General features: G+C 71.8%; 21 protein-coding genes and 1 pseudogene. 11 read left to right on the top strand and 11 right to left on the bottom strand.

The genetic code is table 11. From position 1 onward, the window contains the following. The first annotated feature begins 85 nt into the window (after positions 1 to 85). The 6 genes from ABT171_RS20445 to ABT171_RS20470 all read left to right on the top strand — a co-directional run bounded on the left by ABT171_RS20445 (position 86) and on the right by ABT171_RS20470 (position 5,680). Positions 86 to 2,734 (top strand): CocE/NonD family hydrolase, encoded by a 2,649-nt coding sequence (locus ABT171_RS20445; RefSeq protein WP_351245705.1) that lies wholly within the window; start codon positions 86 to 88, stop codon positions 2,732 to 2,734. Then, on the top strand, positions 2,731 to 3,585 hold the full coding sequence (locus ABT171_RS20450; protein ID WP_351245707.1) for an ABC transporter permease: 855 nt from the start codon (positions 2,731 to 2,733) through the stop codon (positions 3,583 to 3,585). The genes ABT171_RS20445 and ABT171_RS20450 overlap by 4 nt, the downstream gene beginning before the upstream one ends. A 182-nt stretch (positions 3,586 to 3,767) precedes the next feature. After that, on the top strand, positions 3,768 to 4,190 hold the full coding sequence (locus ABT171_RS20455) for a hypothetical protein (protein WP_351245709.1): 423 nt from the start codon (positions 3,768 to 3,770) through the stop codon (positions 4,188 to 4,190). Positions 4,191 to 4,536: 346 nt separating this feature from the next. Then, on the top strand, positions 4,537 to 4,869 hold the full coding sequence (locus tag ABT171_RS20460) for a hypothetical protein (RefSeq protein ID WP_351245711.1): 333 nt from the start codon (positions 4,537 to 4,539) through the stop codon (positions 4,867 to 4,869). A gap of 59 nt (positions 4,870 to 4,928) precedes the next feature. Beyond that, positions 4,929 to 5,258 (top strand): hypothetical protein, encoded by a 330-nt coding sequence (locus ABT171_RS20465; RefSeq protein WP_351245713.1) that lies wholly within the window; start codon positions 4,929 to 4,931, stop codon positions 5,256 to 5,258. A gap of 92 nt (positions 5,259 to 5,350) precedes the next feature. After that, entirely contained in the window at positions 5,351 to 5,680 is a 330-nt protein-coding gene (locus ABT171_RS20470) for a hypothetical protein (RefSeq protein ID WP_351245715.1), read from the top strand. A 121-nt stretch (positions 5,681 to 5,801) separates the two neighbouring features. On the opposite strand, the gene ABT171_RS20475 is transcribed toward ABT171_RS20470, so the two are convergent. After that, positions 5,802 to 6,095 carry a hypothetical protein gene (locus ABT171_RS20475; protein ID WP_351245717.1) on the bottom strand — a complete coding sequence of 98 codons (294 nt, stop codon included), beginning with the start codon at positions 6,093 to 6,095 and terminating at the stop codon, positions 5,802 to 5,804. Between the two features lie 256 nt (positions 6,096 to 6,351). Between ABT171_RS20475 and ABT171_RS20480 the strand changes: the two genes are divergently transcribed. Beyond that, a complete protein-coding gene (locus ABT171_RS20480) occupies positions 6,352 to 7,494 on the top strand; it encodes a glycosyltransferase (protein WP_351245719.1) in 1,143 nt (380 codons plus the stop codon). A 15-nt stretch (positions 7,495 to 7,509) separates the two neighbouring features. Here ABT171_RS20480 and ABT171_RS20485 read toward each other — a convergent pair whose 3' ends face one another. Next, on the bottom strand, positions 7,510 to 9,027 hold the full coding sequence (locus ABT171_RS20485; RefSeq protein WP_351245721.1) for a fibronectin type III domain-containing protein: 1,518 nt from the start codon (positions 9,025 to 9,027) through the stop codon (positions 7,510 to 7,512). A gap of 564 nt (positions 9,028 to 9,591) precedes the next feature. Between ABT171_RS20485 and ABT171_RS20490 the strand changes: the two genes are divergently transcribed. After that, positions 9,592 to 9,894, top strand: a complete 303-nt coding sequence (locus tag ABT171_RS20490) for a hypothetical protein (RefSeq protein WP_351245723.1) — start codon at positions 9,592 to 9,594, stop codon at positions 9,892 to 9,894. A gap of 113 nt (positions 9,895 to 10,007) precedes the next feature. Here ABT171_RS20490 and ABT171_RS20495 read toward each other — a convergent pair whose 3' ends face one another. Beyond that, positions 10,008 to 11,375 (bottom strand): glycosyl hydrolase family 28-related protein, encoded by a 1,368-nt coding sequence (locus ABT171_RS20495; RefSeq protein WP_351245725.1) that lies wholly within the window; start codon positions 11,373 to 11,375, stop codon positions 10,008 to 10,010. A 42-nt stretch (positions 11,376 to 11,417) separates the two neighbouring features. Here ABT171_RS20495 and ABT171_RS20500 point away from each other — a divergent pair. Then, positions 11,418 to 12,125 (top strand): annotated as a pseudogene (locus ABT171_RS20500) (CDP-alcohol phosphatidyltransferase family protein); the annotation flags it as partial. Here the strand turns inward: ABT171_RS20500 and ABT171_RS20505 are convergent. The 5 genes from ABT171_RS20505 to ABT171_RS20525 are packed head-to-tail and all read right to left on the bottom strand — an operon-like array spanning position 12,009 to position 18,733. After that, positions 12,009 to 12,530 carry an FAD synthase family protein gene (locus tag ABT171_RS20505; protein ID WP_351245727.1) on the bottom strand — a complete coding sequence of 174 codons (522 nt, stop codon included), beginning with the start codon at positions 12,528 to 12,530 and terminating at the stop codon, positions 12,009 to 12,011. The pseudogene ABT171_RS20500 and the gene ABT171_RS20505 sit on opposite strands and share 117 nt — an antisense overlap. A 3-nt stretch (positions 12,531 to 12,533) precedes the next feature. Continuing rightward, positions 12,534 to 14,087: a fibronectin type III domain-containing protein gene (locus ABT171_RS20510; protein ID WP_351245729.1), complete on the bottom strand. Its 1,554-nt coding sequence runs from the start codon at positions 14,085 to 14,087 to the stop codon at positions 12,534 to 12,536. Between the two features lie 46 nt (positions 14,088 to 14,133). Next, a complete protein-coding gene (locus ABT171_RS20515) occupies positions 14,134 to 15,678 on the bottom strand; it encodes a lipopolysaccharide biosynthesis protein (RefSeq protein ID WP_351245731.1) in 1,545 nt (514 codons plus the stop codon). Continuing rightward, positions 15,675 to 17,258 carry a YveK family protein gene (locus tag ABT171_RS20520; protein ID WP_351245733.1) on the bottom strand — a complete coding sequence of 528 codons (1,584 nt, stop codon included), beginning with the start codon at positions 17,256 to 17,258 and terminating at the stop codon, positions 15,675 to 15,677. Before ABT171_RS20520 ends, ABT171_RS20515 begins: the two co-directional genes overlap by 4 nt. Then, the gene (locus tag ABT171_RS20525) at positions 17,255 to 18,733 is read right to left on the bottom strand and encodes a hypothetical protein (protein WP_351245735.1); all 1,479 of its coding nucleotides are present in this window, start codon (positions 18,731 to 18,733) and stop codon (positions 17,255 to 17,257) included. Before ABT171_RS20525 ends, ABT171_RS20520 begins: the two co-directional genes overlap by 4 nt. Positions 18,734 to 18,942: 209 nt before the next feature. Here ABT171_RS20525 and ABT171_RS20530 point away from each other — a divergent pair, with 209 nt between their 5' ends. After that, on the top strand, positions 18,943 to 19,923 hold the full coding sequence (locus ABT171_RS20530; protein WP_351245737.1) for an NAD-dependent epimerase/dehydratase family protein: 981 nt from the start codon (positions 18,943 to 18,945) through the stop codon (positions 19,921 to 19,923). A gap of 28 nt (positions 19,924 to 19,951) precedes the next feature. Further along, positions 19,952 to 21,193 (top strand): glycosyltransferase family 4 protein, encoded by a 1,242-nt coding sequence (locus ABT171_RS20535; protein WP_351245739.1) that lies wholly within the window; start codon positions 19,952 to 19,954, stop codon positions 21,191 to 21,193. A gap of 42 nt (positions 21,194 to 21,235) precedes the next feature. Here ABT171_RS20535 and ABT171_RS20540 read toward each other — a convergent pair whose 3' ends face one another. Genes ABT171_RS20540 through ABT171_RS20550 form a run of 3 tightly spaced genes read right to left on the bottom strand, consistent with a single transcriptional unit; the run spans position 21,236 to position 24,295 of the window. Beyond that, positions 21,236 to 22,357, bottom strand: coding sequence for a glycosyltransferase (locus ABT171_RS20540; RefSeq protein WP_351245741.1), 1,122 nt, complete (start codon positions 22,355 to 22,357; stop codon positions 21,236 to 21,238). Then, the gene (locus ABT171_RS20545) at positions 22,354 to 22,920 is read right to left on the bottom strand and encodes a DapH/DapD/GlmU-related protein (RefSeq protein WP_351245743.1); all 567 of its coding nucleotides are present in this window, start codon (positions 22,918 to 22,920) and stop codon (positions 22,354 to 22,356) included. The genes ABT171_RS20540 and ABT171_RS20545 overlap by 4 nt, the downstream gene beginning before the upstream one ends. 13 nt (positions 22,921 to 22,933) lie before the next feature. After that, positions 22,934 to 24,295: a sugar transferase gene (locus ABT171_RS20550; protein WP_503075899.1), complete on the bottom strand. Its 1,362-nt coding sequence runs from the start codon at positions 24,293 to 24,295 to the stop codon at positions 22,934 to 22,936. Positions 24,296 to 24,521: the final 226 nt, after the last annotated feature.

Here is a 24,521-nt window from a genome sequence, read left to right on the forward strand (position 1 = left end):
GCCCGCCCCGTACTCCCGGGGGAGGGCCCGGCATTCCGCCCACCGGCTGCCCCGGTTGCCGGTGGCCGCCCGTACCGTTGGGTGCATGGATCTTCGGGTGCCTTCGGTGCGAGGGCTGCTCCAGGGGCCGCGCCGGCTTTTCGCCGCCGCGGCCGCCCTCGTGGTGCTGGCCGGTGCCGGCACCTGGACGGCCGCCGCATCCGGTGATGCGCCCCCGGTGCACCGGACCGACCAGGTCATGGCGGTGGACGGCGTCCGCCTGGACACGTCGTTCTTCACCCCGGCCACCGCCGGCCGGCACCCCGCGGTGCTGCTGGCGCACGGCTTCGGCGGCAGCAAGGACGACCTGCGCGAGCAGGCCGAGGACCTGGCCCGGGACGGCTACGCGGTCCTGACCTGGTCCGCGCGCGGCTTCGGCAGGTCCACCGGGAAGATCGGGCTCAACGACCCGAAGGGCGAGGTCGCCGACGTCTCCCGGCTCATCGACTGGCTGGCCGAGCAGCCCCAGGTCCGGCTCGACAAACCGGGCGACCCGCGCGTGGGCATGGCCGGCGGCTCCTACGGCGGCGCGGTCTCGCTGCTCGCCGCGGGATACGACCACCGGGTCGACGCCATCGCCCCGGCCATCACCTACTGGAACCTCGCGGACGCCCTGTTCCCGGGCGGCGTCTTCAAGAAGCTGTGGGCCGGTGTCTTCGTCAACACCGGCGGCGGCTGCGCCCGCTTCACGCCGGCGCTGTGCCGGATGTACGACAGGGTCGCCGCGTCCGGCACCCCGGACCAGGCCGCCCGCCGGACACTTGAGGCTCGCTCGCCGTCCGCCGTCGGCTCCCGCATCAAGGTGCCCACGCTGCTCATGCAGGGCCAGACGGACTCCCTGTTCACCCTCGCCCAGTCCGACGCGGCCGGGAAGGCGATCCGGGCGAACGGCGCCCCCGTGGACGTCGACTGGATCGCGGGCGGCCATGACGGCGGCGACATGGAGACCGGCCGGGGCCGGGCACGCGTGCGTGCGTGGTTCGACCGGTATCTGAAGGGCGACGAGGACACCGGCACCGGCCCGGCCTTCCGGATCACCCGCACCGGAGGCGTGAACTCCACCGACGGTACGGCCCAGTTGCGCGGCGCGAGTGCCGCCGCCTACCCCGGCCTGCGCGACCACCCGCGCGGCATCGCCCTGACCGGCGGCACCCAGCACCTCGCCAACCCGGCCGGCGCCACCCCGCCCGGCGTCTCCGCGCTGCCCGGCCTCGGCGGCTCCGGCGGCCTCACCCAGTTGTCCGCGCTCGGCCTCGGCGTCTCCCTCGACTTCCCCGGCCAGTACGCGAAGTTCGACTCCGCGCCGCTCACCCGCGACCTGCAGATCACCGGCACCCCGACCGCGACCGTCCACCTCACCTCGACCAGCGACGACGCCGTCCTGTTCGGCAAGGTCTACGACGTCGGCCCCGACGGCACCCGGCAGGTGCTGCCCGCCCAGCTCGTCGCCCCCTTCCGGGTGACCGGCGCCAAGGCGGGCAGGGACGTCACGCTCACCCTCCCGGCGATCGACCACGAGGTGCAGAAGGGCCACCGGCTCCGCCTGGTCCTCGCCTCCACCGACCTCGGCTACGCCTCACCGGCCGCCCCGGCCACCTACACGGTCTCCCTCAAGAGCGACCTGAGCGTGCCGACGGCCCCGGCCGTCACCACCGCCGCGGCACCCCTGCCCGCCTGGGTGTGGTGGCTTCCGGTGGCCGCGGCGGGGGCCGCGCTCGCCCTGCTGCTCACCGCCCGCCGCCGTACGGCCGGCCCCGCTCCCGATCCCGAGCTGGCCGAAGTCCCGCTGCTGATCAGGGACTTGAGCAAGCGGTATGCGAAGTCCACCGACCGGTACGCGGTGCGTGAGCTGTCCTTCCGGGTCGAGAAGGGCCAGGTGCTCGGCCTGCTCGGACCCAACGGCGCGGGCAAGACCACCACTCTGCGCATGCTGATGGGCCTGATCACCCCGGACGCCGGCGAGATCCGCGTCTTCGGCCACGCCGTCCGGCCCGGCGCGCCCGTGCTGTCGAGGGTCGGCGCCTTCGTGGAGGGCGCGGGCTTCCTGCCGCACCTGTCCGGCCGGGCCAACCTGGAGCTGTACTGGCAGGCCACCGGCCGCCCGCCCGAGGACGCCCACCTGGACGAGGCCCTGCGGATCGCCGGGCTCGGCGACGCGCTCGCCCGCGCGGTGCGCACCTACTCGCAGGGCATGCGCCAGCGCCTCGCCATCGCCCAGGCCATGCTCGGCCTGCCGGACCTGCTCATCCTGGACGAGCCCACCAACGGCCTCGACCCGCCCCAGATCCGGGAGATGCGCGAGGTGATGATCCGCTACGCCTCCGGCGGCCGTACGGTGATCGTCTCCAGCCATCTCCTCGCCGAGGTGGAGCAGTCCTGCACCCACCTGGTCGTCATGGACCGCGGCCGGCTCGTCCAGGCCGGTCCGGTCGGCGAGATCGTCGGCTCCGGCGACACCCTGCTCGTCGGCACCGGCGGGCCGGTGGAGGAGCCCGTCGTGGAGAAGGTGGCCGCGCTGCCCGGCGTCGCCTCCGCGGTGCGCACGGACGACGGACTGCTGATCCGGCTCGAAGCCGGCGGCACTCCCGAGCGGCTGGTCGTGGAGCTGGTGCGGCTGGAGGTGCCGGTCGCCTCGGTCGGCCCGCACCGCCGCCTGGAAGACGCCTTCCTCACCCTGATCGGAGGTTCCGCATGAGCACGCTCACCGAGGTCGCCTCCGGTTACCGGACGCGGCACACCCTGCCCCTGCGGGTCGAGCTGGTCCGCCAGCTGGGGCGGCGCCGCACCCTGGTCATGGGCGCGATTCTCGCGCTCCTGCCGTTCGTGCTGCTGATCGCCTTCGCCGTCGGCGGTGATCCGGGCGGCCGGAACAACCAGATCACCCTGATGGACACGGCCACCGCGTCCGGCGCCAACTTCGCCGCGGTGAACCTGTTCGTCTCGGCCGGCTTCCTGCTGGTCATCCCGGTCGCCCTGTTCTGCGGGGACACGGTCGCCTCGGAGGCGAGCTGGTCCTCCCTGCGCTATCTGCTCGCCGCGCCCGTGCCGCGGGCCCGGCTGCTGTGGTCCAAGCTGGTCGTGGCGCTCGGACTGAGTCTCGCCGCGATGATCCTGCTCCCGGTGGTCGCCCTCGCCGCCGGTACGGCGGCCTACGGCTGGGGCCCGCTGCAGATCCCCACCGGTGGCGCGCTGGACGCCGGTACGGCGCTGCAGCGCCTGGCGGTGACCGTGGCGTACGTCTTCGTGTCCCAGCTGGTCACCGCGGGGCTCGCGTTCTGGCTGTCGACGAAGACCGACGCCCCGCTCGGCGCGGTGGGCGGCGCGGTCGGCCTGACCATCGTCGGCAACGTCCTGGACGCCGTCACCGCGCTCGGCCACTGGCGTGACTTCCTGCCCGCGCACTGGCAGTTCGCCTGGGCCGACACCGTCCAGCCGCACCCGGAGTGGACCGGCATGATCCAGGGGACGGCGATCTCCCTGAGCTATGCACTCGTGCTCTTCGCCCTGGCCTTCCGCGGGTTCGCCCGCAAGGACGTGGTGTCGTAATCCCCTTTATAGGATCAATCGATTCGCCGACCAGATGTGAATACCTCTGTATAAACCCCGGGAATGCGCTCCTTCACTCCCATGGCATTCATGCGTATGGAGTAGTGCGTCGCTTTTGGCGGACTGCGGACTGCTATGTTCTGCGTCTGTCGGATCAGAGGTAACTTCAAGTGAGGTGAATCATGAAGAAGGCAGTTTTCACAACTGCGGCATTGGCGATCGGCGCGAGTCTCGTGGGTGGCTCCGCCGTCGCCGCGTCGGCCGCCGGCAAGGCGCCCGCTCGCGAAACGACCGGCCCGCTCGGCCTCATGTCGCAGACCGAGGTCACTCCGGCGCTCGTGCCCGCGGCCGACACCGTGATGCGAGTGGCCAAGCAGGGCAGCCTCACCAAGGGCAGCGCGTTCGACGAGAACCAGGCGTCGTCGGTCACCGGCAAGAACAAGGCCGCGAAAATCTCCGGCGTATACCTGGACGGTATGGGGCGCAGCACCAACAAGAAGCCCGCGATTCCGGTGAAGAATCCGCTCGGAACCGGATCCGTCCAGCTCCACCCGTTGAACGGGCCGACCAGTGCCGGGGTCGGCAGCCTCCTCAATCAGGGGTGACGCGGAAACCGCCAGGAGTCGGCGTGACCAGGATTCTGACACTCTGATCCGGTTCCCTCGCCAGAGACCCGGCACCGCAGTGCCGCGCACCCACCCCGGCGCCGATGTCGTGCCGCACACACGCCACAAACCTGTCCGGCCCACTGGATTCCTCCTTGCCAGTGGGCCGGACGCATGTCGGCGCTGACGCCGGGCCCGTGCAGCCTGAATGCATCGGTGCACGGCTGCGGTTCCGCCATCCGGTGGAATCCGCCCGGTATGCCCGGTGTCCGCGTGACTTTTCGCCGCATATTTCGGTTTCTTGCTATGTAAGCGCGGCTTACCGTGAATCCAGGAAGGAACCGAGTTGACCAGGAAGTTCGCGGTCGTCACTGCACTCGCCCTTAGCGCGCTCTGCGGCAGCGCTGGCGTTGCCTCCGCCCACTCGAACACGACCAACGTCACCGGTGGTGATGGCTTTTCGGAGTCCCCGGTCGTCGTGAACGCCCCGCAGCAGGGCGTGGTTGTCGTCAACGGCTCGCTCGTCGATGGCCGCTGCATCGCGCCGTGGTCGAACGGCGCCGTCGGCGTCCTTGGCGGCGCCGCCACCATCGCGCCGAATTCGCACTACGCCGCCTGCAACACAGCGCCGGTCGACCAGTCGCAGCGCGCCGCATACCAGGGCGGCCTGCTCTTCTGACCCCTGCTTCGAGTCATCCCGAGCAGGTGAACCCCCTCGCAGTCCGGAAAGGACACTCCATGCGTAACAAGGTTACGGCCATCTCCGCCCTCGCCGCGGGCGTCGTCCTCGCGGCCGCCGGCACTGCCGCAGCCGACAACTGCACGACGGTCACCGGCGGCAACGGCTTCTCGTCGTCCCCGGTTGTCGTGAACGCCCCGCAGCAGGGTGCCGTCGTCTCCAACGGCACGCTCGTCGACCTGCGCTGCGTCGCGCCCTGGTCCAACGGCGCCGTCGGCGTCCTCGGCGGCGCCGCGACCATCGTGCCGAACTCGCACTACGCCGCCTGCAACACCGCGGGCGTCGACCAGTCGCAGCGTGCCACGTACACGGGTGGCCTGCTCTTCTGAGCCCCCTTCGCGCTCCGAACCATCCCGGAGCAGGGCGGGGACGTCCCAGACGTTCCCGCCCGACCCGCCCCTCCCATCCGAAAGGCGCATCCATGCGTAAGAAGGTTACGGCCCTGTCCGCCCTGGCAGCGGGACTCGTCCTGGCGGCCGGTGGCACCGCTGCGGCCGACAACACCACCACCGTCACCGGTGGCAACGGCTTCTCGGAGTCCCCGGTCGTCGTGAACTCCCCTCAGCAGGGCATCCTCGTCTCCAACGGCTCGCTCGTCGACGGCCGCTGCATCGCGCCGTGGTCCAACGGCTCCGTCGGCGTCCTCGGCGGTGCCGGTGTCGCCGCGCCGAACTCGCACTACGCCGCCTGCAACACCGCGGCGGTCGACCAGTCGCAGCTGGCCCCCTACGCCGGTGGCCTGCTGTTCTGAGCAGCCCGGAGCATGGCGGCCCGCCGACGCCCGGCGGGCCGCCATCTGCTTTTCCCGCACACGGAGAAGGCCGGCTCCGGGAACCCCGGAGCCGGCCTGAAAAGCCCAGCGGATGCGTCTTCTACTTCAAGACGGGAAGCGCGGCGGGCGGCTTGCCGTTGAGGGGGTTCGGCAGGGCGCCGCCGAAGACGGGGGTCTTGACGACACCCGACTTCTTCACGCCGTCCGCCGCGTGCTTGACGTCGTTGGCCAGGGCGCCGGTCGGCATCTCGGCCGCGTTGGGGAGAGACCGGGCAACCGTCTTCCCGTCATCGATGAGACCCTGCGCCGGTACGTCCGCCGCGAAAGCCGGCGCCGCGGCGCCCGCCATGGCCAGGGTGCCGACAACGATGGCGGCAGCCTTCAGACTCTTCATTGTGTTCCTTTCTCTCGCTTCCGCTGGCCTAACGAGAGAAGGGCGCCACGGGAAACTCCGTTGACCGCAAGTTCCCCGGAATTCATACATCCTGAACGACGGTGCAGAAATTTTTGTCGGATTATCTGTGCATTACGCCGGCTTGCCGCAGGTCCAAGCAGGTGAATTCCTCCGACACGGCTGACGGCTCCGCGGAAAAAGGGACTAGATGCTTTGCGCTGGTCCCAAGTGTTTCTTCGGAAGGGAAGCCTCGGTCATGCGCATTCCCCGTGAGCCGCACGTCCTGCACGTCACTCAGCCGGTCCAGGGCGGTGTGGCACGGTTCGTGACGGACCTGGCGGTGGCGCAGCGCGCCGCGGGGCTGCGGGTCAGTGTCGCCTGCCCGCGCGGCGGCGCACTGACGGACGCGCTGCGCGCGGAGGGCTGCGGGGTGCTTCCGTGGAACGCGACCCGTTCACCCGGACCTCGACTCCCCGGTGAAGTGGCCCTGCTGGCCCGGGTGCTGCGCGAGGTGCGTCCCGACGTGGTGCACGTGCACGGCGCGAAGGCGGGGCTCGCCACCCGGCTCGCGGTGCGCGGCCGGCTCCCGACCGTCTTCCAGCCGCACGCGTGGTCGTTCGAGACCGCGGACGGCGTCAAGGCCCACGCCGCCGTGCGCTGGGAGCAGTTCGGGGCGCGATGGGCGGCGTGCGTCCTGTGTGTGAGCGAGGCGGAACGGCGCACCGGGGAACGGCACGGCATCACCGCCCAGTGGCTCATGGTCCCCGACGGCGTCGACACCCGCAGGTTCCGGCCGGAGGGGAGCATCGCCCGGTCCGCGGCGGGCCCCCTCGTCGTGTGCGTGGGACGGCTGTGCCGGCAGAAGGGGCAGGACGTGCTCCTGCGGGCCTGGGCCGCCGTCGTACGGCAGGTGCCGGACGCCCGGCTGGTGCTGGTGGGCGACGGTCCGGACGCGGGGCGGCTGCGCGCGGCGGCGCCCGCGTCGGTGGAGTTCGCCGGCCCGGCGGCCGACGCCGCCCCCTGGTACCGGGCCGCCGATGTGGTGGTCCTGCCGTCCCGCCGGGAGGGCCGGGCGGTCGTCCTCCTGGAGGCCATGGCGTGCGCCCGGCCGGTCCTCGTGACGGACGTGGACGGCGTGCGCGAGAGCCTGCCGCCCGGCCATCTGCCGCACTGCCTGGTGCCGCCGGAGGACGCCGACGCGCTGGCGCGGGCGCTGACGGCGCTGCTGCGCCGTATTCCGCTGCGCGCGGCCCTGGGCGCACAGGGCCGCGCACATGTGGTCGCCGCCCACGACGTCCGGCAGACCAGGGACGCGGCGAGCGGGGTGTACCGGGAACTGCTCGGCATCGGCACCACGCCGTTCGTCCCCAGCCAGAGCCGGGAGTCCATCACCACGTGACCCTGCTCCGGCCGGTCACCCGGCGGCGGACGCGGTCACGTCGAGCGGCGCCGACCGGGGCGTCGTGTGGGTTCCGTCGGTGACGGCGATCGTGTAGCGGTGGTGGGAGCCGGGGGAGACCGAGTCCGTGTACGTCATGTCCGGGCGGTCCCATTCCGTCGACCGCTGCTTCCGCGTGGCCACGAGCACCCCGTCCCGGTGGATCCGGTAGGTCAGCTCCGCGTCGTCCCTGTCCCATGCGGCGCGCCAGGTGAGGGTGACCCTTCCGGTGCGGGAGGTGTCGCCCGTGAGCCGGGGGGCCTCCTGCGGCGCCGTGTTGCGGGGGCCGGTCCCGAAGCGCGTCAGGCCCTGCTGCGGTGTGCCGTTGACCGCGGTGAACTCGCCGCCGGCCCACAGGATGTCGCCGGCCAGCGCGAGCGCCCGCGGGCCGACCCCCTCACCGATGCCGTCGTCGGTGTCCGGGAACCAGTGCAGGATGCGCCTGTCGTCGGTCGACTGCGCGAGGAAGTGCCGGCGCGGCCCGTCGGGGAAGCCACCCGGCGTCAGCCCGCAGTAGTGGGCGTGGGAAGCGCTGTACAGCACGCCCTTGCGCACGACGAGATCCTGGGTGGCGCCCAGGCAGGTGTCCTTCCAGACCATCGTGCCGTCGGACAGCCGGCCGGCGATACGGCCGTCGAAGATCCCCGTTCCCGAGCCCTCGGCGCCCAGGTAGAAGCGGTCGCCGTTGCGTGCCAGCGACGTCACCGCGGACCGTTCCGGAATCCAGTCCGGAAAGGACCGCAGGGTTGCGCCGTTGGCCGGGTCCAGGGACACCAGCGCCTGCTCCGGACGGCCGTTGACGTGGTGGAAGGCGCCGCCGACGAGCAGCTGTCCGCGGTCGGGCACCGCCAGGACCGCGCGGACCGGCTCGTCGATGTCCGCGCTGAGCGGCAGCAGCGAGCCGCTCCGGCTGAACGCCGCCAGACGCTTCCTGGGCTTGCCGTCCACGACGGTGAACTCACCGCCCAGGTACACCGTTGTGTCCGTGGTCTCGATGGTGCGTACGGTCGCGGACACGGCGGGGCGGAAGTCCTTGCGCAGCGTGCAGTCGGCCGTGTTCAGCGCGACGGCGCTGGCCACGCCGGTGCCGTCGACCCTGCCGAACGACCCGCCGACGTACAGCACCTTGCCGTCGCGCGACGCCTTCAGCGCCCGTACGGTGCCGGCGCCCTGGGTGAAGGAGTGGGCGCACGGCAGCAGTTTGCCGGTGACCGCGTCGAACGCCGCGAAGTTCCTCCGGGTGACCTCCTTCTCACCGGGCTTCGCGCCGGGCGGGCGGACGCTGTCGAAGGTGCCGCCGACGTATACGACACCGCGTGCGTACTCGACCGACCAGACGACACCGTCGGTCTGCCAGGTCGCCAACGGGGCGGCTGTCAGCGTCTTTTCGTGGTCGGTCTGCGCGCCGGAAGCGGTGGTGAGCGAGGCGGCGGCAAGGAGGATCACTGCGGAAGCCGTGGTGGCGGTCCTGGAGGTGGTTTTCCTTAGACGCATGGAACATCCCGGGTCGAGGGATACGGGGCGAGAAGCTTTCCGAAAGTAGACACCCGGCCGCGTATCACCGGATTCGACAAGCGGGCGCTCCACCCTTCAGGCCCTTACTGAAGCTCAAATGGCCTAGGAAAAGGAGTCGTAATCCATAACGACAGTCCATTCGTGCCAGTGTGGTGGACGCCCGGCGGCCCGATATCGGGTACCGGAGGTCAGGTAACCAGGCATTGAGGAGGAGTGCTCGTTATGCGAGTAGCTGCCCGCGCGAAGACGCAGTCACGAAGGTGGAGTTGGGGGGCGGGGCTCGTCGGCGCCGGGCTGACCGCGACCGTGGCGTTCGGCATCGCCGCCGGCCCCGCGTCGGCCCACGCGGTTCCCCGCGTGCTGCAGGCCTGCAAGTCGTGCCCGACGACCGGCACGTCATCGTGCTCGGCCTGCCAGTCGAGCGGCACATCGGGGTGCTCGGCGTGCCAGCCGACGACGCCCCCGTCCGGCTGCACACCGTGCCAGACGACCCCGCCCCCGCCCCCTCCGGGGACCTGCCCGACGGGCGCGACCGCGTTCAGCGTGACCAACCCGACGACCGGACCCGTGGCGATCCCCGGCGACGGAAACCTCCAGCTCACCGTCAGCAACGGGACCCAGGGCGAGTTGTTCGGCTTCAGCATCCCCTCGGCCGCCCACCGTTCCGTCGTCCAGATCACGGTCACCGGCAGTACCGGCGCCAAGGTCTACAAGTACGACAGCTCGACGGGCTTCCCCGACGGCACGGCGGCCGACGCGGGACTCCACGCCCCGGCCGACTCCGGCGGGAAGGACCCGGCCATCACCCGCGTCGACTTCTGCGTCAAGCCCACCAAGTACGTCTGACGCGGCGGCGCCCGGCATCGCCTGACCCTGCCGCACCACCGCGCCGTACCCAGATGTGGGGGCCCGGGACGTCCCGGGCCCCCACACGCCGCAGGCGGCCGGACGGCCGGGGTTCAGTCCGTGGGGGAGGTGTCACCGGGGGACGCGGGCGGGGTGGCGGGCGTGGCCGGCGCGGATCTGGCGCCGGCGGGGTCGGCGTCGATGCAGTCGGTGAAGCGTACGAAGGGGGCGGGGGTGGCGCTGGGGCCGTCGGTGACGGCGAACTCGCCCTGCGGCCGGCTCCGCAGCAGGCACATGTCGTAGCGGACGACGGTCGGCTGGGTGTCCTGCCGGTCGGTCGTCCGGTACTGGTGCCGGCCCACGAGCTGGCAGGAGTCGTAGCGGATCAGCGGCCCCCGCGGGCCCACGCTGTACTGGTGCGGACGGATGTCGGCGGAGAAGTCCCTGAAGGCGTTCGCGGTGTCGTCGCAGTCGGTGAAGTGGACCGTTCCGCTGCTCCACACGCAGTCGATGATCCGTACGTCCGGGTCGCGCACCTCGAAGCGGATGTCCTGGGCGTGGAAGCGCTGCACCGAATCGTGGTGCTCGCTGACCGGGAAGCGGAAGAAGGTGCTGGTGGTGCCGTACTCGGCGGTGCTCTGGGGGCGTTTTCCGGTGATGATGTAGGAGCCGCCCCGGCAGGAAATGGATCCGCCGTAGGGGAACTCCAGGAAGTTGCCCCACTCGTATTCGACCTTCATGTCGGTGAACCAGTAGTTCAGGAACTGGTCCTGGTCGTTCGGCGCGGCCTGCTTGCGTCCTGTGAGCCCCGAGTAGAGAAACGCCTTGCGGTAGCTGCCGGCGACCGTGCAGGCCTGCCACAGCATCTCCGAGTTGGTGTTGGTGCCGTCGAGGGCCAGCCCGTACTCCCATTCGCCGAGCCATTCGCACTCCGTGAACCGGTAGTCCTGGGCCTGGCCGGTGGAGTAGGAGCGGAAGAAGGAGGCGCCGGGGGTGGCGGAGCGGAACTGCATGCGTTCGAAGGAGAGGTTGGACCATCTGTCCTCGTTCCGGCACAGATAGGAGCCGGGGCCGGTTTCCGGGCGGAAGACGAGGGCGGTCATGTTCTTGCCCGCCCCGACGAAACGCAGACCGTTCGCGGGCCGCGGCGGGGCGACGCCGTTCAGCAGGGCGTGCGGACGTGTGATGAGGAAGTCGCCGGCGGGGATCTCCACCACCAGCCGGCCCACGCCGTCGCGGACGCGGGCGGCGGCGAGCGTGTACGCGGTCTCGAACGCCTGCGTGTCGTCGGTGCGTCCGTCGCCCACGGCACCGAGATCGGTGACGTTGACCGAGGACATCGGCCCGATGTCCGCATGCCTGGAGGACGCACTTTTGGCGGTCGCACTGTTGGCGGGCAGGGCTGCCGCGACCAGCAGTGATGTTCCGCCGCGCAGAATACGCCGACGATTGCGGGCCATCTCGCCATCCTGTTCTGTCATAGTTGCCTTCCTTTGTCACGTGGTGTGTCGCCAAGGAGGGTTATGGCCGAGTTCGCGGAAATGCTGAGGCAACTGTCGGCGGCACAGAAACCGGCGAAGGGGGTGTCGGTCTACAGCCGGTTCGTCAATCGTCCGGCCGGCCGTGTGATGGCGGCGCTGGCCTCCCGGATCGGTGCGACCCCTGATCAGCTGACGCTACTCGGCGCCTTGTTCACTTTTCCGGCTCTGGCCGCGGTGGCCCTGCTGAGGCCCGAGCCCTTGATGTCGGTCTGCGTCGGCGTGGCCCTTGCCGTGGGTTTCGCGCTGGACGCCGCGGACGGTCAGCTCGCGCGGAGCCAGCGCTGCGCGACGTTGTCGGGTGAATGGCTGGACCATGTGCTGGACTGCGTCAGGGTCGTCACCCTCCACCTGGTGGTGCTGGTGGCGTTCTACCGCTTCTTCGCCCTGCCCAGTCCGCTCTTTCTGCTGGCCCCCCTGCTGTTCCAGCTCGCCGCGGTGGTGATCTTCTTCGCCGGAATTCTCACGCAGCAGCTCAAGGGGCGGGTGGCGGCGGGAAGAGGCGGTGGTCCGGCCTCGGCGTGGGGGTCCGTCCTGCTCCTGCCGGTCGACTACGGCACGACCTGCGTCTGCTTTCTATTTCTGGGCAGTCCGGACCTCTTCCTTGCCCTGTACTGTGTGCTCCTCGTGGCTCATGTCCTGTTCATGGCGGCCTTCCTGGTGAAGTGGTTCCGCGAGCTCCATCAGCTCCAGCGCCCTGCGCAGTAGCGTGCTGGACGTGTGCACGGTGTAGGGGAAGTAGACGACGTCGACACCGACTGTCGCGAAACGGCGTTCGAGGATGTCCCATTTGGTGGTTCCCTTCCAGTCGTCGCCCTTGAACACGACGTGGAATCCGACCTGCTTCCAGATCTGCAGTTTGTCCCCGTGCGTCTCCACGACGACGTCGTCGACGTGGCGCACGCTGCGGACGATCTCCAGGCGCTCGGCCAGCGGGATCACCGGTGGTCTGCCTTTGAGGCGCCTGGTCAGTTCGTCGGACGCCAGCCCGGCCACGAGCCGGTCGCAGTGCCGGCGCGCCTCGCGCAGGATGCTGAGGTGCCCGATGTGGAACAGGTCCCAGACGCCGGGCGCGTACCCGATGCGTGTCGCCGTCACAGCTCACGCTCCGCTCGTCCGGTCACCGCGCGCGGGCACCGTCACGATCATCGCGGACCGGGGCGAGGTGCGGCTGCCGGTCGTCACCTCGATCGCGTACTGGTGGCGGGAGCCGGCGGCCACCGAGTCGGTGTAGCTCATGGCCGGAAGGTCCCAGGCCGCGGATGCCTTGGCCTGCCGGGAGACGAGCTGTCCGTCCCGGTAGAGCCGGTACGTCAGGACAGCGGTGTTGCGGTCCCACACGGCATGCCAGCCGATGGTGACCTTCCCCGGGCGCGCGGCCAGGACCCCGAGGGCCGGGCTCTGGGGCGCGCTGGTGGGGGCGGAGGTGCCGAAGCGGGTGAGTCCCTGCTGCGGGCGGTCGTTGACCTGGGTGAACTCACCTCCGACCCACAGGGTGCCGCCGGCCATGGCGAGGGTGCGGGGGCCCACTCCCTCCCCGAGTCCGCCATCGGTGTCGGGGAACCAGTGCAGGATCCTCCGGTCGGTGACCGACTGCGCCAGGAGCGTGTGCCGGACGCCCCGCTCGGGGAACCCGCCGGGTGTCCGGGAGCAGTCGTGCGCGTGGGAGGCGCTGTAGAGAACGCCGTTGTGGGGCAGCACGGCCTGGGTGGCGCCGAGGCAGGTGTCCTTCCACAGCATGGCTCCGTCGCGGAGCCGGCCCGCGATGCGTCCGTCGAACACGCCCAGTCCCTCGCCTTCGGCGCCGAGGTAGAAGCGGGAGCCGTCCTGTGCGATCGACTTGACCGTCGAACCGGACGGCAGCCAGCCCGCGAAGGTGCGGACCGTCGCCCCGGTGGTGAGGTCCAGCGCGGCCAGGGCGTGGGCCCGCCTGCCGTTGACCGACCCGAAGTCCCCTCCGACCAGGAGGGTGCGCTGCGCGGGCGCGGCCGACAGGGCGCGGACGGGCAGGTCCAGGCTCGCCTGGAAGGGCAGCAGGGAGCCCGCGGGGGTCAGGGCGGCGACGCGGGCCCTGCGCCGGCCGTAGACCTGGTCGAAGTCGCCGCCCAGGTACACCGCTCGGCCGGTGGTCTCGATGACCCGGACGGTCGCGGACACCGCGGGCCGGAAGTCCGTGCGCAGGGTGCAGTCGGCGGTGTTCAGGGCCACCGCGTTGGCCACTCCCGTGGACCCGACGTGGCCGAAGGAGCCGCCCACGTACAGCACCCGTCCGTCGGGGGAGGCCTTCAAGGCCCGTACCGTGCCCGCGCCGTACGGGCCGGCGCCGTCGCTGAAGGAGGGGGCGCAGGGCAGCAGTGCGCCGGTCGCGGCGTCGAACGCGGCGAAGTTGTGCCGCGGGATCTGCCGGGTGCCGGGGGCGGCACCGGGCGGCCGGACCGCGTCGAAGGTGCCCGCGGCGTAGACGACACCGCGGGCGTAGGCCAGGGACCAGACGATCCCGTCCGTCTGCCAGGTGGCCAGGGGATCGGCGGTGAGCGTTGCCGTGTCGTGCCGCGTGACCGCGGCCGCGGGGGAGCAGAGCAGGGCGCCTGCGCACATGAGGGCTGCGGCAGCCGGACCCGTGACCGCCTTCTTACGGAGCTTGCTGTGACGCAAGGGGACACCTCGAAGGAAAGGGGGCGGGCAGGTTGAGGGCGATGCCTCATACGGTGCGACGGCGCAGCACCTGGACCAGCTCGCTTACTCCCAGAGGCGTACGGTATCGCCACAAAAAAGTACCAAATACGGACATTCCGACAGTCAGGCTGAGTGCGAGTCCTGACGGGGTGTCACCCGACAGGGTGTGCACGCCCGCCGGCACCACCGAGACCGCCGCGGCGATTCCGAGGGCACGTGTGTAACCGGCGGCCACCGTCCTGAAGCCGAGGCGCAGCCGGACCAGCAGGGCGGCCGAGAGGTTCTCCACCACGATGGCCGTACCCCAGGAGACGGCCGCGCCGAGGATGCCCCACCGGGGCACCGCGAGCAGGCCCACGGTGAGCTGCACCGCGAACGCCGCGGCGGTGCAGGCCAGATGCCACGAGCTCTTCCCCGCCATGAGCAGCACGGTCTGCGCGTTGCCGACGGCCACATTGACGACGGCGGCGGCACACAGCATGACCAGGGCGGGCGCCCCCCGCGTGAACTCCGGCCCGAACACCGCGAGAACGGTCCGGGGAAACCCGGCGATCAGAACGAACAGCGGCCAGGAGAACAGCACGATCCAGCAGGTCGAGGTGCGGTGCAGATGCTGCGCCTCGGCGAACTCGCCGACCGCGAGGAGCCGGCTGAGCTGCGGTGCCACGGCCAGCCGGACGGCGAGTTGGAGGAGGGTGCCCGCGGTGACGACACGGCCGATGGCGGTGTAGATGCCCGCCTCGGCGTCCGTGGCCAGCGCCGACAGCAGCAGGACCCCGACCCAGACCGCGCTGATGTCGAAGACGGAGGAGACCGCGCGGGGGGCGGAGAAGGCCCAGAACTCCCGCCAGGAAACGGCCGCTCCGCCCGCGGGGACGCTCCCGGAGTGAGGGGCCCGGCAGCGGCGCAGGCCCAGCCACGCGGCGGCGAGTCCGGCCAGCGCCGGCAGCAGCCACGCCGCCGCCAGGGACAGCAACCCGGGCGCCCAGTACGCCACGGGCACCGCGATCAGCACCCGCAGCACGGGCTTGCCGATCTGCTCCACGGAGACGAACGGCACCACGGTGCTGTATCCCTGGGTGGCGCCGAGCAGGATCAGGCTGACGGTGGCGGCCGGCAGGACCAGACCGAAGAACCGGATCAGCCGGAGCGCGTCGGCGCGCGGCAGGTGCGGCAGCAGGGTGGTCGCCACCGCGGGGCACCACAGCAGCACCAGGGCCGCCGCGGTGGAGGCCGCCAGGGCCGGCAGCACCGCCATGCGCAGCAGGGAGCCCACCGAGCGGCCGTCGTTGAGGGCGAGATCACCGGGGATGTAGCGGACGAGCCCGGTGTCGGCGCCGAGCTTGCAGACGTTGCTGGCGATGGTGAACAGGGCGACACCGGCGAAGATCGCTCCGGCCCCGTGGGCTCCGACCGCCCGGGTGATCAGGCCGACCAGCAGAAAGGCGAACACGGCGTTCGTACCGGAACCCACCGCACCCCACACCCCGCCCCGTGCGGCGGCGGCGACCGTGCTGCGGGCACCGGCCCCGGCGGTGGCGGGAGGGGCCGCCGCCCCGGACGCCGTCATCCCCGGGTGGCCGTGAGGGTGTCGTGCCGCCCCGCACGCTGCGTGGCCGGCAGGACACCCTCGGCCCGGGAACGGGGCCTGACGCGGCGGAGCACAGCGGTCGTGAGGCCGCGCCGCGCGCGCCCGGCGTCCACCACGGCACCCAGCAGGCGTCCACCGGAGCAGCCGATGAGTTCGCTCACCTGCCTGAGGTCCTCCCGCCGGGTGTCCCGTCCGGTGACGACCAGGACACCGCCGAAGTCCTCCGCGACGGCCAGGGAGTTCGGGTCCTCCAGCAGGGGCCCGGCGGCGACGACCGTGACGGGCGAGCCGGTGCCGGACGCCACCTGCTCCATCGTCCGGGACACCTCGGCCCGCAGGGGCACGCCGGTGCTGCCGCTGGAGCAGAGGGCGAACCGTCCCGCGGACCCCGCGTCGACGAGGACACCGCCCTCGGGCAGCGGCGTCTCCTGCCCGGCGCGCTCCGCCTCCGGCACCAGCGGCAGGCGCGTGGCGAGGCCGGGCGCGTCGGGGTCGGCGTCCACGAGCACCGCCTGCCGCCCGCACTCCGCGAAGGCCGCGGCCAGGTTCGCGGCGACCGCCCCGGCGGTGTCGTGGCGCCGCGGGGCCACCACGAGGAGGCAGCCGCCACCGCCGGAGAGCCCGGTCCGCGCCAGTCGGTAGGCCACCGAGCGGAAGGCCTGGGCACGGGCGCCGCCGGTACGGCCGACCGTGAGCGAGGCGCCCGCCGAGCGGCGCTCGTGGGGCAGCACACCCAGCACGGGCGCGCGCAGGGCGGCCTGCACCTCGCGGGCCGACCGGACCCGGCGGTCGAGGGCCGAGCACAGCCAGGCCAGCAGGATGCCCAGGACGACTCCGCCGGCCAGGCCGAGGACGATCAGGGTCCGCATCCCCGGGCCCGAGGGGCCGGCGGGCGCGGCGGCCCGGCGGACGATGTCGCCGCCGTCGGTGTCGCGGGAGCTGATCTCGGACACGCGCTTGCGCAGGCTGTTGATCTCGTTCTTCGCGGGGGAGGCGCCGCTGTCGTCGGCCGCTTCCTTCTTCACCTGCCGGGTCAGCGCCGTGATCTGCTGTCTCATACCGGCGACGGCCCGCTGTACGGCCGCGTCGCCACGGCTGGCGCGGTCGGCCAGATAGGCCTCGGCGAAGGCGTTGGCGCCGCGCGCCGCCCGCCCCGGAGTGCCGGCGGTGAACTCGAAGCGGAGCACCTGGGACTTGCCCGGGTTGGTGACCCGCAGATGCTTCTGCAGTGCGGCGGCCCGGCCGGCGGGCTGGCCCAGGGTGTGCGCCGCGCGTACGGCGACGGTGGCACCGGCGGCGATCTGCTGCTCGGTGCTCATGCTGATCTGGTTGTCGGCCGGCACGCTGACCGAGCCGAACGGATCGGCGCCGGCGCGGACGAGGACCTCACTGGCGGAGCTGTAGGTGCCGGCGCCGTACCAGGCCACGGCCAGACCACCGAGCAGGCCCAGGGCGACTCCCAGCGCCATCGCGACGCGGTGGCGAAGGAGCAGGCGCAGTTGCTCGCGGAGCTGTTCCGGTTCGTCGAAACGGTCGTCGATGGGGATGGGGCCGGTCACAGGTGTCCTCCTGCGTGCGAGGGTGAGGCGGGCGAGGGTGCGGCGTGCGGGACGGGGGCGGACGGCAGCGCCGGTGAGGCGGGTCCCACGGCCCGGCGGGCCGGCGCGGAGATCAGCAGCGGGACGGTCAGCAGCAGCAGCATCGGGCCCGTGATGCCGAGCAGGCTGCCGCGCAGGAACATCAACTGGTAGAAGGCGAAGGCGGGTACCAGCAGGAGTGCCAGCGTCCCGGGCCGGCCGAGCAGGCGTTCGCGCACCTCGTCCATACGGCGTCCCGCCACGCCCAGCAGCAGGAACACGAGGGCGACCGCGGGCGGGCCGGCCCACAGGTAGCTCTCGATCCACAAGGGCGCCGACAGGTTGAGGAAGTCGTAACCCGCGTACTGCGCCAGCGCGATACCGGTGTCGTCGGGTTTGCCCGGCCACACCGAGCGCGGCACCATGAAGAAGACCGGGCCGAGCGCCTGCCTGGGTGAAATCCCCTTCTCGCGGGCGTAGTCGAGGCCCGTCTGCACCTGCTGGAAGGCGTCGTAGTCGCCCTTGGTGGTGAACTGCTCGGACAGCGAGACGACGGAGACCTGGTGCCGGTCGTCGTAGCGGAAGTAGTCGCTGTAGGGGAAGACGACGAGCACCGTGGCGAGTACGGCGACGGCGAGCGCGCGGGCGGCCCGGGGCCGGCCCAGCCGGGGCACGTTGAACAGCAGGGTGAGCAGCACCGTGCCGGCCCAGAACCTCGGTTTGCTGATGGGGTTGTTGACGATGATGTTCACCGCGGCGAGCAGGGGCAGCAGCAGCCACCGCAGGCCGCGCAGCAGGCGGTCGCCGTCCGGCAGCCGCGGCAGGCGCAGCAGGCCCAGCAGGCCCCAGAACGCGGGCACGGACAGGGACCAGCTGCGCAGCGGCTGCAGGAAGGCGTCCGGCGCCCCGTCCAGGGCGCCGGTTTCGTTGACGGCCTGGCGGCTGGTGAAGTAGGCGCCGACACCGCCGGGTTGGCCGTGCAGCAGCAGCACCGCCAGGGCCAGGGCGCAGCCGCACAGCACCAGGACGCGCCAGGGGGCCAGGCTGCGGGCGAGCAGCCGTTCCGGCAGGCCGGGCCGGGCGGCGTACAGGTGCGCGCGCCGGGCGGCGAGGGCGGTTCCGGCGCTGTAGGCGAGCAGCCCCAGCTCGACCACCGCCACGGCCCGCAAGGACGTTTCCGCGCCGGCCCGGTACGGCCACGGGTAGGTGTCCGAGGTGAGCATCGGCAGCGGGGCCAGCCCGAACCAGATGTAGGAGAACATCCAGAAGCCGAGACCGACGAGCCGGACCCTGGGTGCGGTGAGCACGCGGGTGAGGGCGCCACCGGTGTGCGCCACGACGACACCCTGCAGCACGAGCGCGGGCGGCACGGGCCCGTTGAGCGGCCGCAGGACCAGCACCGGCAGCAGGACCGTCAGGGCGAGGGACCAGACACAGACCGCGGGCACACTGCGCACACCCGTGTCCCGGACCGGGACTTCTCTGGTCGACGACTGCTGCTGCGGAAACCTCACTGGCCGATATATAGCGCCGTAATGTAATAAATCACCCAGGGCGCGCCAATGCGGGGCAAATAGGGCGGAAATGAATACTCTGGGTGAGCGGAAGCCGGGTGCCGGGACGGCCGGCCCTCCCTCAGGTCCCCCCTTCACCAGAGGAGTTGTCCATGAACAAGCAGGTCGACGCCGTCGTTGCCGGTGGCGGGGGATTCATCGGCGGGCACCTCGTGGGCGCCCTCCTGGCCCAGGGGCTGACGGTCCGCTCCATCGACATCAAGCCCCTGCGTGAGTGGCACCAGGTCCATGAGGACGCCGAGAACGTGATCGCGGACCTCTCGCTCCTCGACGGCGCCCGCAGCGGCGTCCAGGGCGCCCGGCACGTGTACATGCTGGCCGCGGACATGGGCGGCATGGGCTTCATCGAGAACAACAAGGCCGCGTGCATGATGTCGGTGCTCACCAGCACCCACATGCTGCAGGCCGCACACGAGGCCGGTGCCGAGCGGTACTTCTACTCCTCCTCCGCCTGCGTCTACGCCGCCGGCAAGCAGACGGACCCGAACGTCACCGCGCTGAAGGAGCAGGACGCCTATCCGGCACAGCCGGAGGACGGCTACGGCTGGGAGAAGCTCTTCTCGGAGCGCATGTGCCGGCACTACGCGGAGGACTACGGGTTCACCACCCGCGTCGCCCGCTACCACAACGTCTACGGCCCGCACGGCACCTGGGCCGGCGGCCGCGAGAAGGCGCCGGCCGCGGTGTGCCGCAAGGTGGCCGAGGCCGTGCTCAGCGGTGACCACCGGATCGAGATCTGGGGCGACGGACAGCAGACCCGCTCGTTCATGTACATCGACGACTGTCTGCACGGCACCCAGATGATCATGGGCGGCGACAGCGGCGTACCGGTCAACCTCGGCTCCTCGGAGCTCGTGACCATCGATCAGCTCGTCGGCCTCGTCGAGCAGATCGCGGGCATCCGCTGCGAACGCAGCTACCGGCTCGACGCCCCGCAGGGCGTGCGCGGCCGCAACTCCGACAACACCCTGATCCGCGAGATCTACGGCTGGGAACCCTCAATCCCCCTGCTCAGCGGCCTGGAGAGGACCTACGCCTGGGTCTACGACCAGGTGAAGCGCTCGCACGGCTGAGCCGACGGTGCGAGGACGCGACAAGCCGATGAGGATCTTCGTTCACGACTACAGCGGTCACCCCTTCCAGGCCCAGCTCAGCCGGGAGCTGGCACGCCGCGGGCACGCGGTGGTCCACTCGACCTGCGCGGCCTATCTCAGCGGCAAGGGCGACCTCGGGGCGGACGTGGCCGGCCTGCGCTTCACCACCATCGGGGAGCGCACGGTGCTGAGGAAGCAGGCCTATGCGCACCGACTCCTGCAGGAGACCCGGCTGGGCGTGGAACTGGGCCGGCAGGTCGCACGGGCCCGGCCCGAGGTGGCGCTGCTGTCCAACCTGCCGGTCCCGGTCCTCGCGGTGACCGCGGCGGTCCTGAAGCGGCTGCGCATCCCCTGGGTGCTGTGGCACCAGGACATCACCGCGGTCGCGCTCCAGCGCTTCGCCGCCGCCGATGTCGCGGGCGCGATGGGCGTCGCGGCGAAGGTGTTCGGCGCCGGCGAGAAGTGGGCGGCACGGCAGGCCGCCGCCATCGTGGTGATCGCCGACTCCTTCCTGCAGGTGCACCGGCGGTGGGGCACCGCCGACAAGGTCACGGTGATCCCCAACTGGGCGCCGCTGGACGAGATCGTCCCGGTGTCCAGGGCCAACGCATGGTCGGACGAGCACCGGTTGAGCGAGGTGAAAACCCTGCTCTACGCCGGCACGCTGGGCCTGAAGCACAACCCCGTGCTGCTGGTGGGGCTGGCGGAGCGGCTGCGGCAGCGGGGCGAGCGGGTGCGTCTCGTGGTCGTCAACGAAGGCCCGGCCGTGCCCGTCCTCAAGGAGGCCGCCGCCGCGCGCGGGGTCGAGCTGACGCTGCTGCCCTTCCAGCCGTACCGGCGGCTGCCCGAGGTCCTGGGCACCGGTGACGTACTCGTGGTCCTCCTCGAAGGGGACGCCGGGATGTTCTCGGTCCCGTCGAAGACCCTCTCGTATCTGTGTGCCGGGCGGCCGGTGCTCGGCCTGATGCCCGCGGACAATCTGGCCGCGCAGCTGCTGCGGCAGGCCGGCTCGGCGGTCTTCCCGCCGGACGAGTCCTCGTTGGAGGGCGCCGCCGCGTGGGTCCGGGACGTCCTGTCCGACCCGGAACTCGCCGCGTCGCTGGGCAAGCAGAGCCGCGTCCTGGCCGAGCGGGAGTTCGCCCTGGAGGCCTCCGCCTCCCGCTTCGAGCACATCCTCGGCACGGCGGCCACCACCTCCGGCCGGCGCGGCGGGGCACCCGGCACCACTCCGCCGGACGCGGCCCGGTAGCCCCCGGCCGCCCGCTCCCCCCCCGGACCAGCAGCGACGTCTCTACCGGGACTGGTCCCGGTAGATGCCCTCCAGGCGGTCCGCCACCGCGTGGATGGAGAAGGTCTCCTCGACGGCCCGGTGGCCGGCGTGGGTCAGGCGGTGCCGCAGGGGTTCGTCGGTGAGGAGGGCGCTCACCGCCTCGGCCAGGGCCTCCGGGCTGCCGTCGGTGACCATCGCGGCCTGCCGGTGCGCCAGTTCCTCGGCGATGCCGCAGCTGCTCGTGCACACGACGGGCGTCCCTTCGGCCAGTGCTTCCAGAACCGTCATGGGGAACGGCTCGTGCACGCTGGGCAGGACGTACACGGCCGCCCTGCGGTAGGCCTCCAGCGCCGCGGAGTGCTCCAGCGGGCCGCCGTAGCGGACCACGTCGGCCAGCCCCCGGTCGGCGATGAGCTGGTGCACCTGCCCCAGCGATCCCTCGTCGGCGCCGTAGAGGGTGAACCGCGCCTCCGGGATCTCCTTGTGGACCAGGGCCGCCATCTCCACGAACGCCTCGGGGCGTTTGCGCGGGTGCAGCCGGGCCAGGAAGATCACTTCGCGGGTGTCGCGTGCCGGCGCGTGCCGCGCCCGGGGGGACAGCCGCATGCCGTTGGCCAGCGTCACGAGCGGCGGGTGCCCGGCGCCGAGGACCGTGGACAGGGACCGCCGTTCCCGCTCGGTGAGGACGAGACAGCGGCGTGCCCGCCGCAGCAGGGGGACGTAGACGCTGTCGAAGACGCGCGCGGCCACACCGGTCCGGGGCTCGACCATGCCATGCGTCTGGACGACGAAGTCGACGCCCCGCAGCCGGGCGACGGCGAGCGCGGCCAGGGACACGAGGTCCCGTCCCACATGGAGGTGCACGGCGTCGGCGCGTCCCATGGCCCGCCACAGGTCCCGCAGCAGCAGGGGGTGCATGAGGCCGAGGCACCCCTGACCCGGGACGACGGTCCGCGCCCGGCGGGAGACGAAGGGGACGGCGCCGAAGCGCGGCGGAGCCGGCGCCGTCCCCCGCCACAAGGACACCAGCCGTACGTCGTGACCGCGTTCGGCCAGCTCCTGGAGCTGGGCGAGTGCCACGCTCGGCGGGCCGCCGAAGGTCCCGTCGTCGCTGACGAGCGTGACCACCTGGACCACTCTCATGCCCTGACCTCCTTCACGGGTGCGGACGCGGTCGTCTGCTGCGTGCAGCCCGCCGTCAGGACGGTGCCCGGCGCCACGTCCCGGTGGGCCACGGCACCGGCGCCCACCACGGCGCCCCGGCCCACGGTGACGCCGCGCAGGACGACGGCCCGCGCGGCGACCCAGCTGCCCGGAGCCAGGCGGATGGGGCCGTTGTCGTACTCGAACGTGGGGGAACGGCGCAGATGACTGCCCGTGCACAGCAGGGCGTTCTGCGAGACGCAGCAGTCGCTGCCGATGGTGACGGGTTCGAGGTTGAGGATCCAGGCCGAGTCGCCGATCCACACGTCGTCGCCGATCTCCAGTTTCCAGGGCCAGTGCACCCGCACGCCGTGCCGGATCAGCACCCGCTGTCCGACGCGGGCGCCGAAGGCCCGCAGCAGCGGCGGGCGCCAGCGGTCCGGGCACCACCACTTGACGAAGACGAGGTGCTGGACGGCGAACCAGGCGGCCTGGACGAGCAGGGGCCGCCCCTTGTCGTATCCGGCACCGGTGAAGCCGCGCAGAGACCATGTCGCTGCCATGACGCTGTACCTTTCAGTAGGCGCCCTGGCCGTCCAGTACCGCTCGCACGGTGCGGGCCATCACGTTGACGTCCCCGGCCAGGGACCAGTTGTCGATGTAGCGCAGATCGAGCGCGACGGTCTCGTTCCAGGAGAGGTCCGCTCGTCCGCTCACCTGCCACAGCCCCGTCAGACCCGGTTTGACGGTGAGCCGGCGCCGCTCCACCGGGTTGTACTTGACCACCTCTTCGGGGAGCGGAGGACGCGGCCCGACCAGGGACATATGGCCGAGCAGGACGTTGAACAGCTGCGGCAGCTCGTCGAGCGAGTAGCGGCGCAGGACGCGTCCGACGGGGGTGATCCGCGGGTCACGGCGCAGCTTGAACATGTGCCCGTCGTTCTCGTTCGCCTCTTCCAGCTCGCTCTTGAGCCGGTCCGCGCCCACCACCATCGTGCGGAACTTCCACATGGAGAAGTGTGTGTTGCACCGGCCCACGCGCGTCTGCCGGTACAGGGCGGGACCGGGCGAGCCGAGCCGCACCGCCAGGGCCACGCCCAGCAGCAGGGGGGAGAGCAGGACGATCAGCAGCAGCGCGCCCACCCGGTCCACGACGGCCTTGAACAGGGCCGGGATCCCGCGGCGCGCGGGCGGTGCGATGTGCAGCATCGTCAGTCCGGCGGCAGAGGTCGTCCGCAGCCGGCGGCGTGCGACGTCGACGATGCCGGGCAGTACGACGAGGGGGCAGCCCCGGTCGTGCAGCGCCCAGGACAGCCGGCGCAGCCGCTCGCCCGACATATGGCGGCTCACCGCCACGAAGACCAGGTCGGCCGCCAGTTCGTCGACGGCGCCGAGCACCCCCGCCGCGTCCGTCTCCGGTGGCTGCGGCGCTTCGCCGGCCAGCCGTACGCACACCGCGACGCCCGAGGACACCGGATGCTCGCCCACCGCGCAGGCGCCGACGATGACGTATCCGTGGTCGGTGCGCTGGGCGAGCTGCGCGACCACGGCGTCCACCAGGGGGCCTTCGCCGATGACCAGGACGCGGTGCAGTACACGGGCGTCCCTGCGCGCGGCCCGCAGCCGGCGGCGGATCACCTTCTGGCAGGTCGCGGTGAGCGCCAGCGCGGGCAGCAGCGCGGTGAAGGCCTCGATGGGGCCGTTGTCCGGTCCGCACAGCACGCGCAGCACGGCCAGGGCGCCGACCAGGATCAGCCAGTCCCTCAGGACGGCCCGCAGATCGGCCGCGTCGGCCCCGACCCCGGACGCGTAGCGCTTGCTCGCCACCCCGATCAGCGGCCACAACGCGGCGGCGGCAGCGGCCAGGAGCAGCGCGCGCGGCTCCCGGCCCTGGAGGATCGCCGCCGGCACGGGCAGTGCCGCCCCGACGAGATCCACACAGACGGAGAGCGCGCCGTACCCGGGAACCCGGGTGCCTTCGCGGTGCAGCGTCTTGTACGGCGTGGAGAAGGGCGCCTGCCCGGACACCGCGTTGGTGGACCGCCCCATGCCTCTCCTTCAGAAGCCCCCGGTCGCTCTCATCGGCCACTACTTATATCAGGCATTCTTCACAAAACAATGTCATTCGGTACGAGGTTGTGGTCGGTGACGAGGGTGTGCGAGG

It is taken from the genome of Streptomyces sp. NPDC001851, from assembly GCF_040297165.1.
Lineage (GTDB): Bacteria > Actinomycetota > Actinomycetes > Streptomycetales > Streptomycetaceae > Streptomyces.

What these genes read in the sequence shown, in the direction of transcription:
- ABT171_RS20445 (WP_351245705.1), top strand. Translation starts at nt 86, where the DNA reads ATGGATCTTCGGGTGCCTTCGGTGCGAGGGCTGCTCCAGGGGCCGCGC.
- ABT171_RS20450 (WP_351245707.1), top strand. Translation starts at nt 2,731, where the DNA reads ATGAGCACGCTCACCGAGGTCGCCTCCGGTTACCGGACGCGGCACACC.
- ABT171_RS20455 (WP_351245709.1), top strand. Translation starts at nt 3,768, where the DNA reads ATGAAGAAGGCAGTTTTCACAACTGCGGCATTGGCGATCGGCGCGAGT.
- ABT171_RS20465 (WP_351245713.1), top strand. Translation starts at nt 4,929, where the DNA reads ATGCGTAACAAGGTTACGGCCATCTCCGCCCTCGCCGCGGGCGTCGTC.
- ABT171_RS20470 (WP_351245715.1), top strand. Translation starts at nt 5,351, where the DNA reads ATGCGTAAGAAGGTTACGGCCCTGTCCGCCCTGGCAGCGGGACTCGTC.
- ABT171_RS20475 (WP_351245717.1), bottom strand. Translation starts at nt 6,095, where the DNA reads ATGAAGAGTCTGAAGGCTGCCGCCATCGTTGTCGGCACCCTGGCCATG.
- ABT171_RS20480 (WP_351245719.1), top strand. Translation starts at nt 6,352, where the DNA reads ATGCGCATTCCCCGTGAGCCGCACGTCCTGCACGTCACTCAGCCGGTC.
- ABT171_RS20485 (WP_351245721.1), bottom strand. Translation starts at nt 9,027, where the DNA reads ATGCGTCTAAGGAAAACCACCTCCAGGACCGCCACCACGGCTTCCGCA.
- ABT171_RS20495 (WP_351245725.1), bottom strand. Translation starts at nt 11,375, where the DNA reads ATGACAGAACAGGATGGCGAGATGGCCCGCAATCGTCGGCGTATTCTG.
- ABT171_RS20515 (WP_351245731.1), bottom strand. Translation starts at nt 15,678, where the DNA reads ATGACGGCGTCCGGGGCGGCGGCCCCTCCCGCCACCGCCGGGGCCGGT.
- ABT171_RS20530 (WP_351245737.1), top strand. Translation starts at nt 18,943, where the DNA reads ATGAACAAGCAGGTCGACGCCGTCGTTGCCGGTGGCGGGGGATTCATC.
- ABT171_RS20535 (WP_351245739.1), top strand. Translation starts at nt 19,952, where the DNA reads ATGAGGATCTTCGTTCACGACTACAGCGGTCACCCCTTCCAGGCCCAG.
- ABT171_RS20540 (WP_351245741.1), bottom strand. Translation starts at nt 22,357, where the DNA reads ATGAGAGTGGTCCAGGTGGTCACGCTCGTCAGCGACGACGGGACCTTC.
- ABT171_RS20545 (WP_351245743.1), bottom strand. Translation starts at nt 22,920, where the DNA reads ATGGCAGCGACATGGTCTCTGCGCGGCTTCACCGGTGCCGGATACGAC.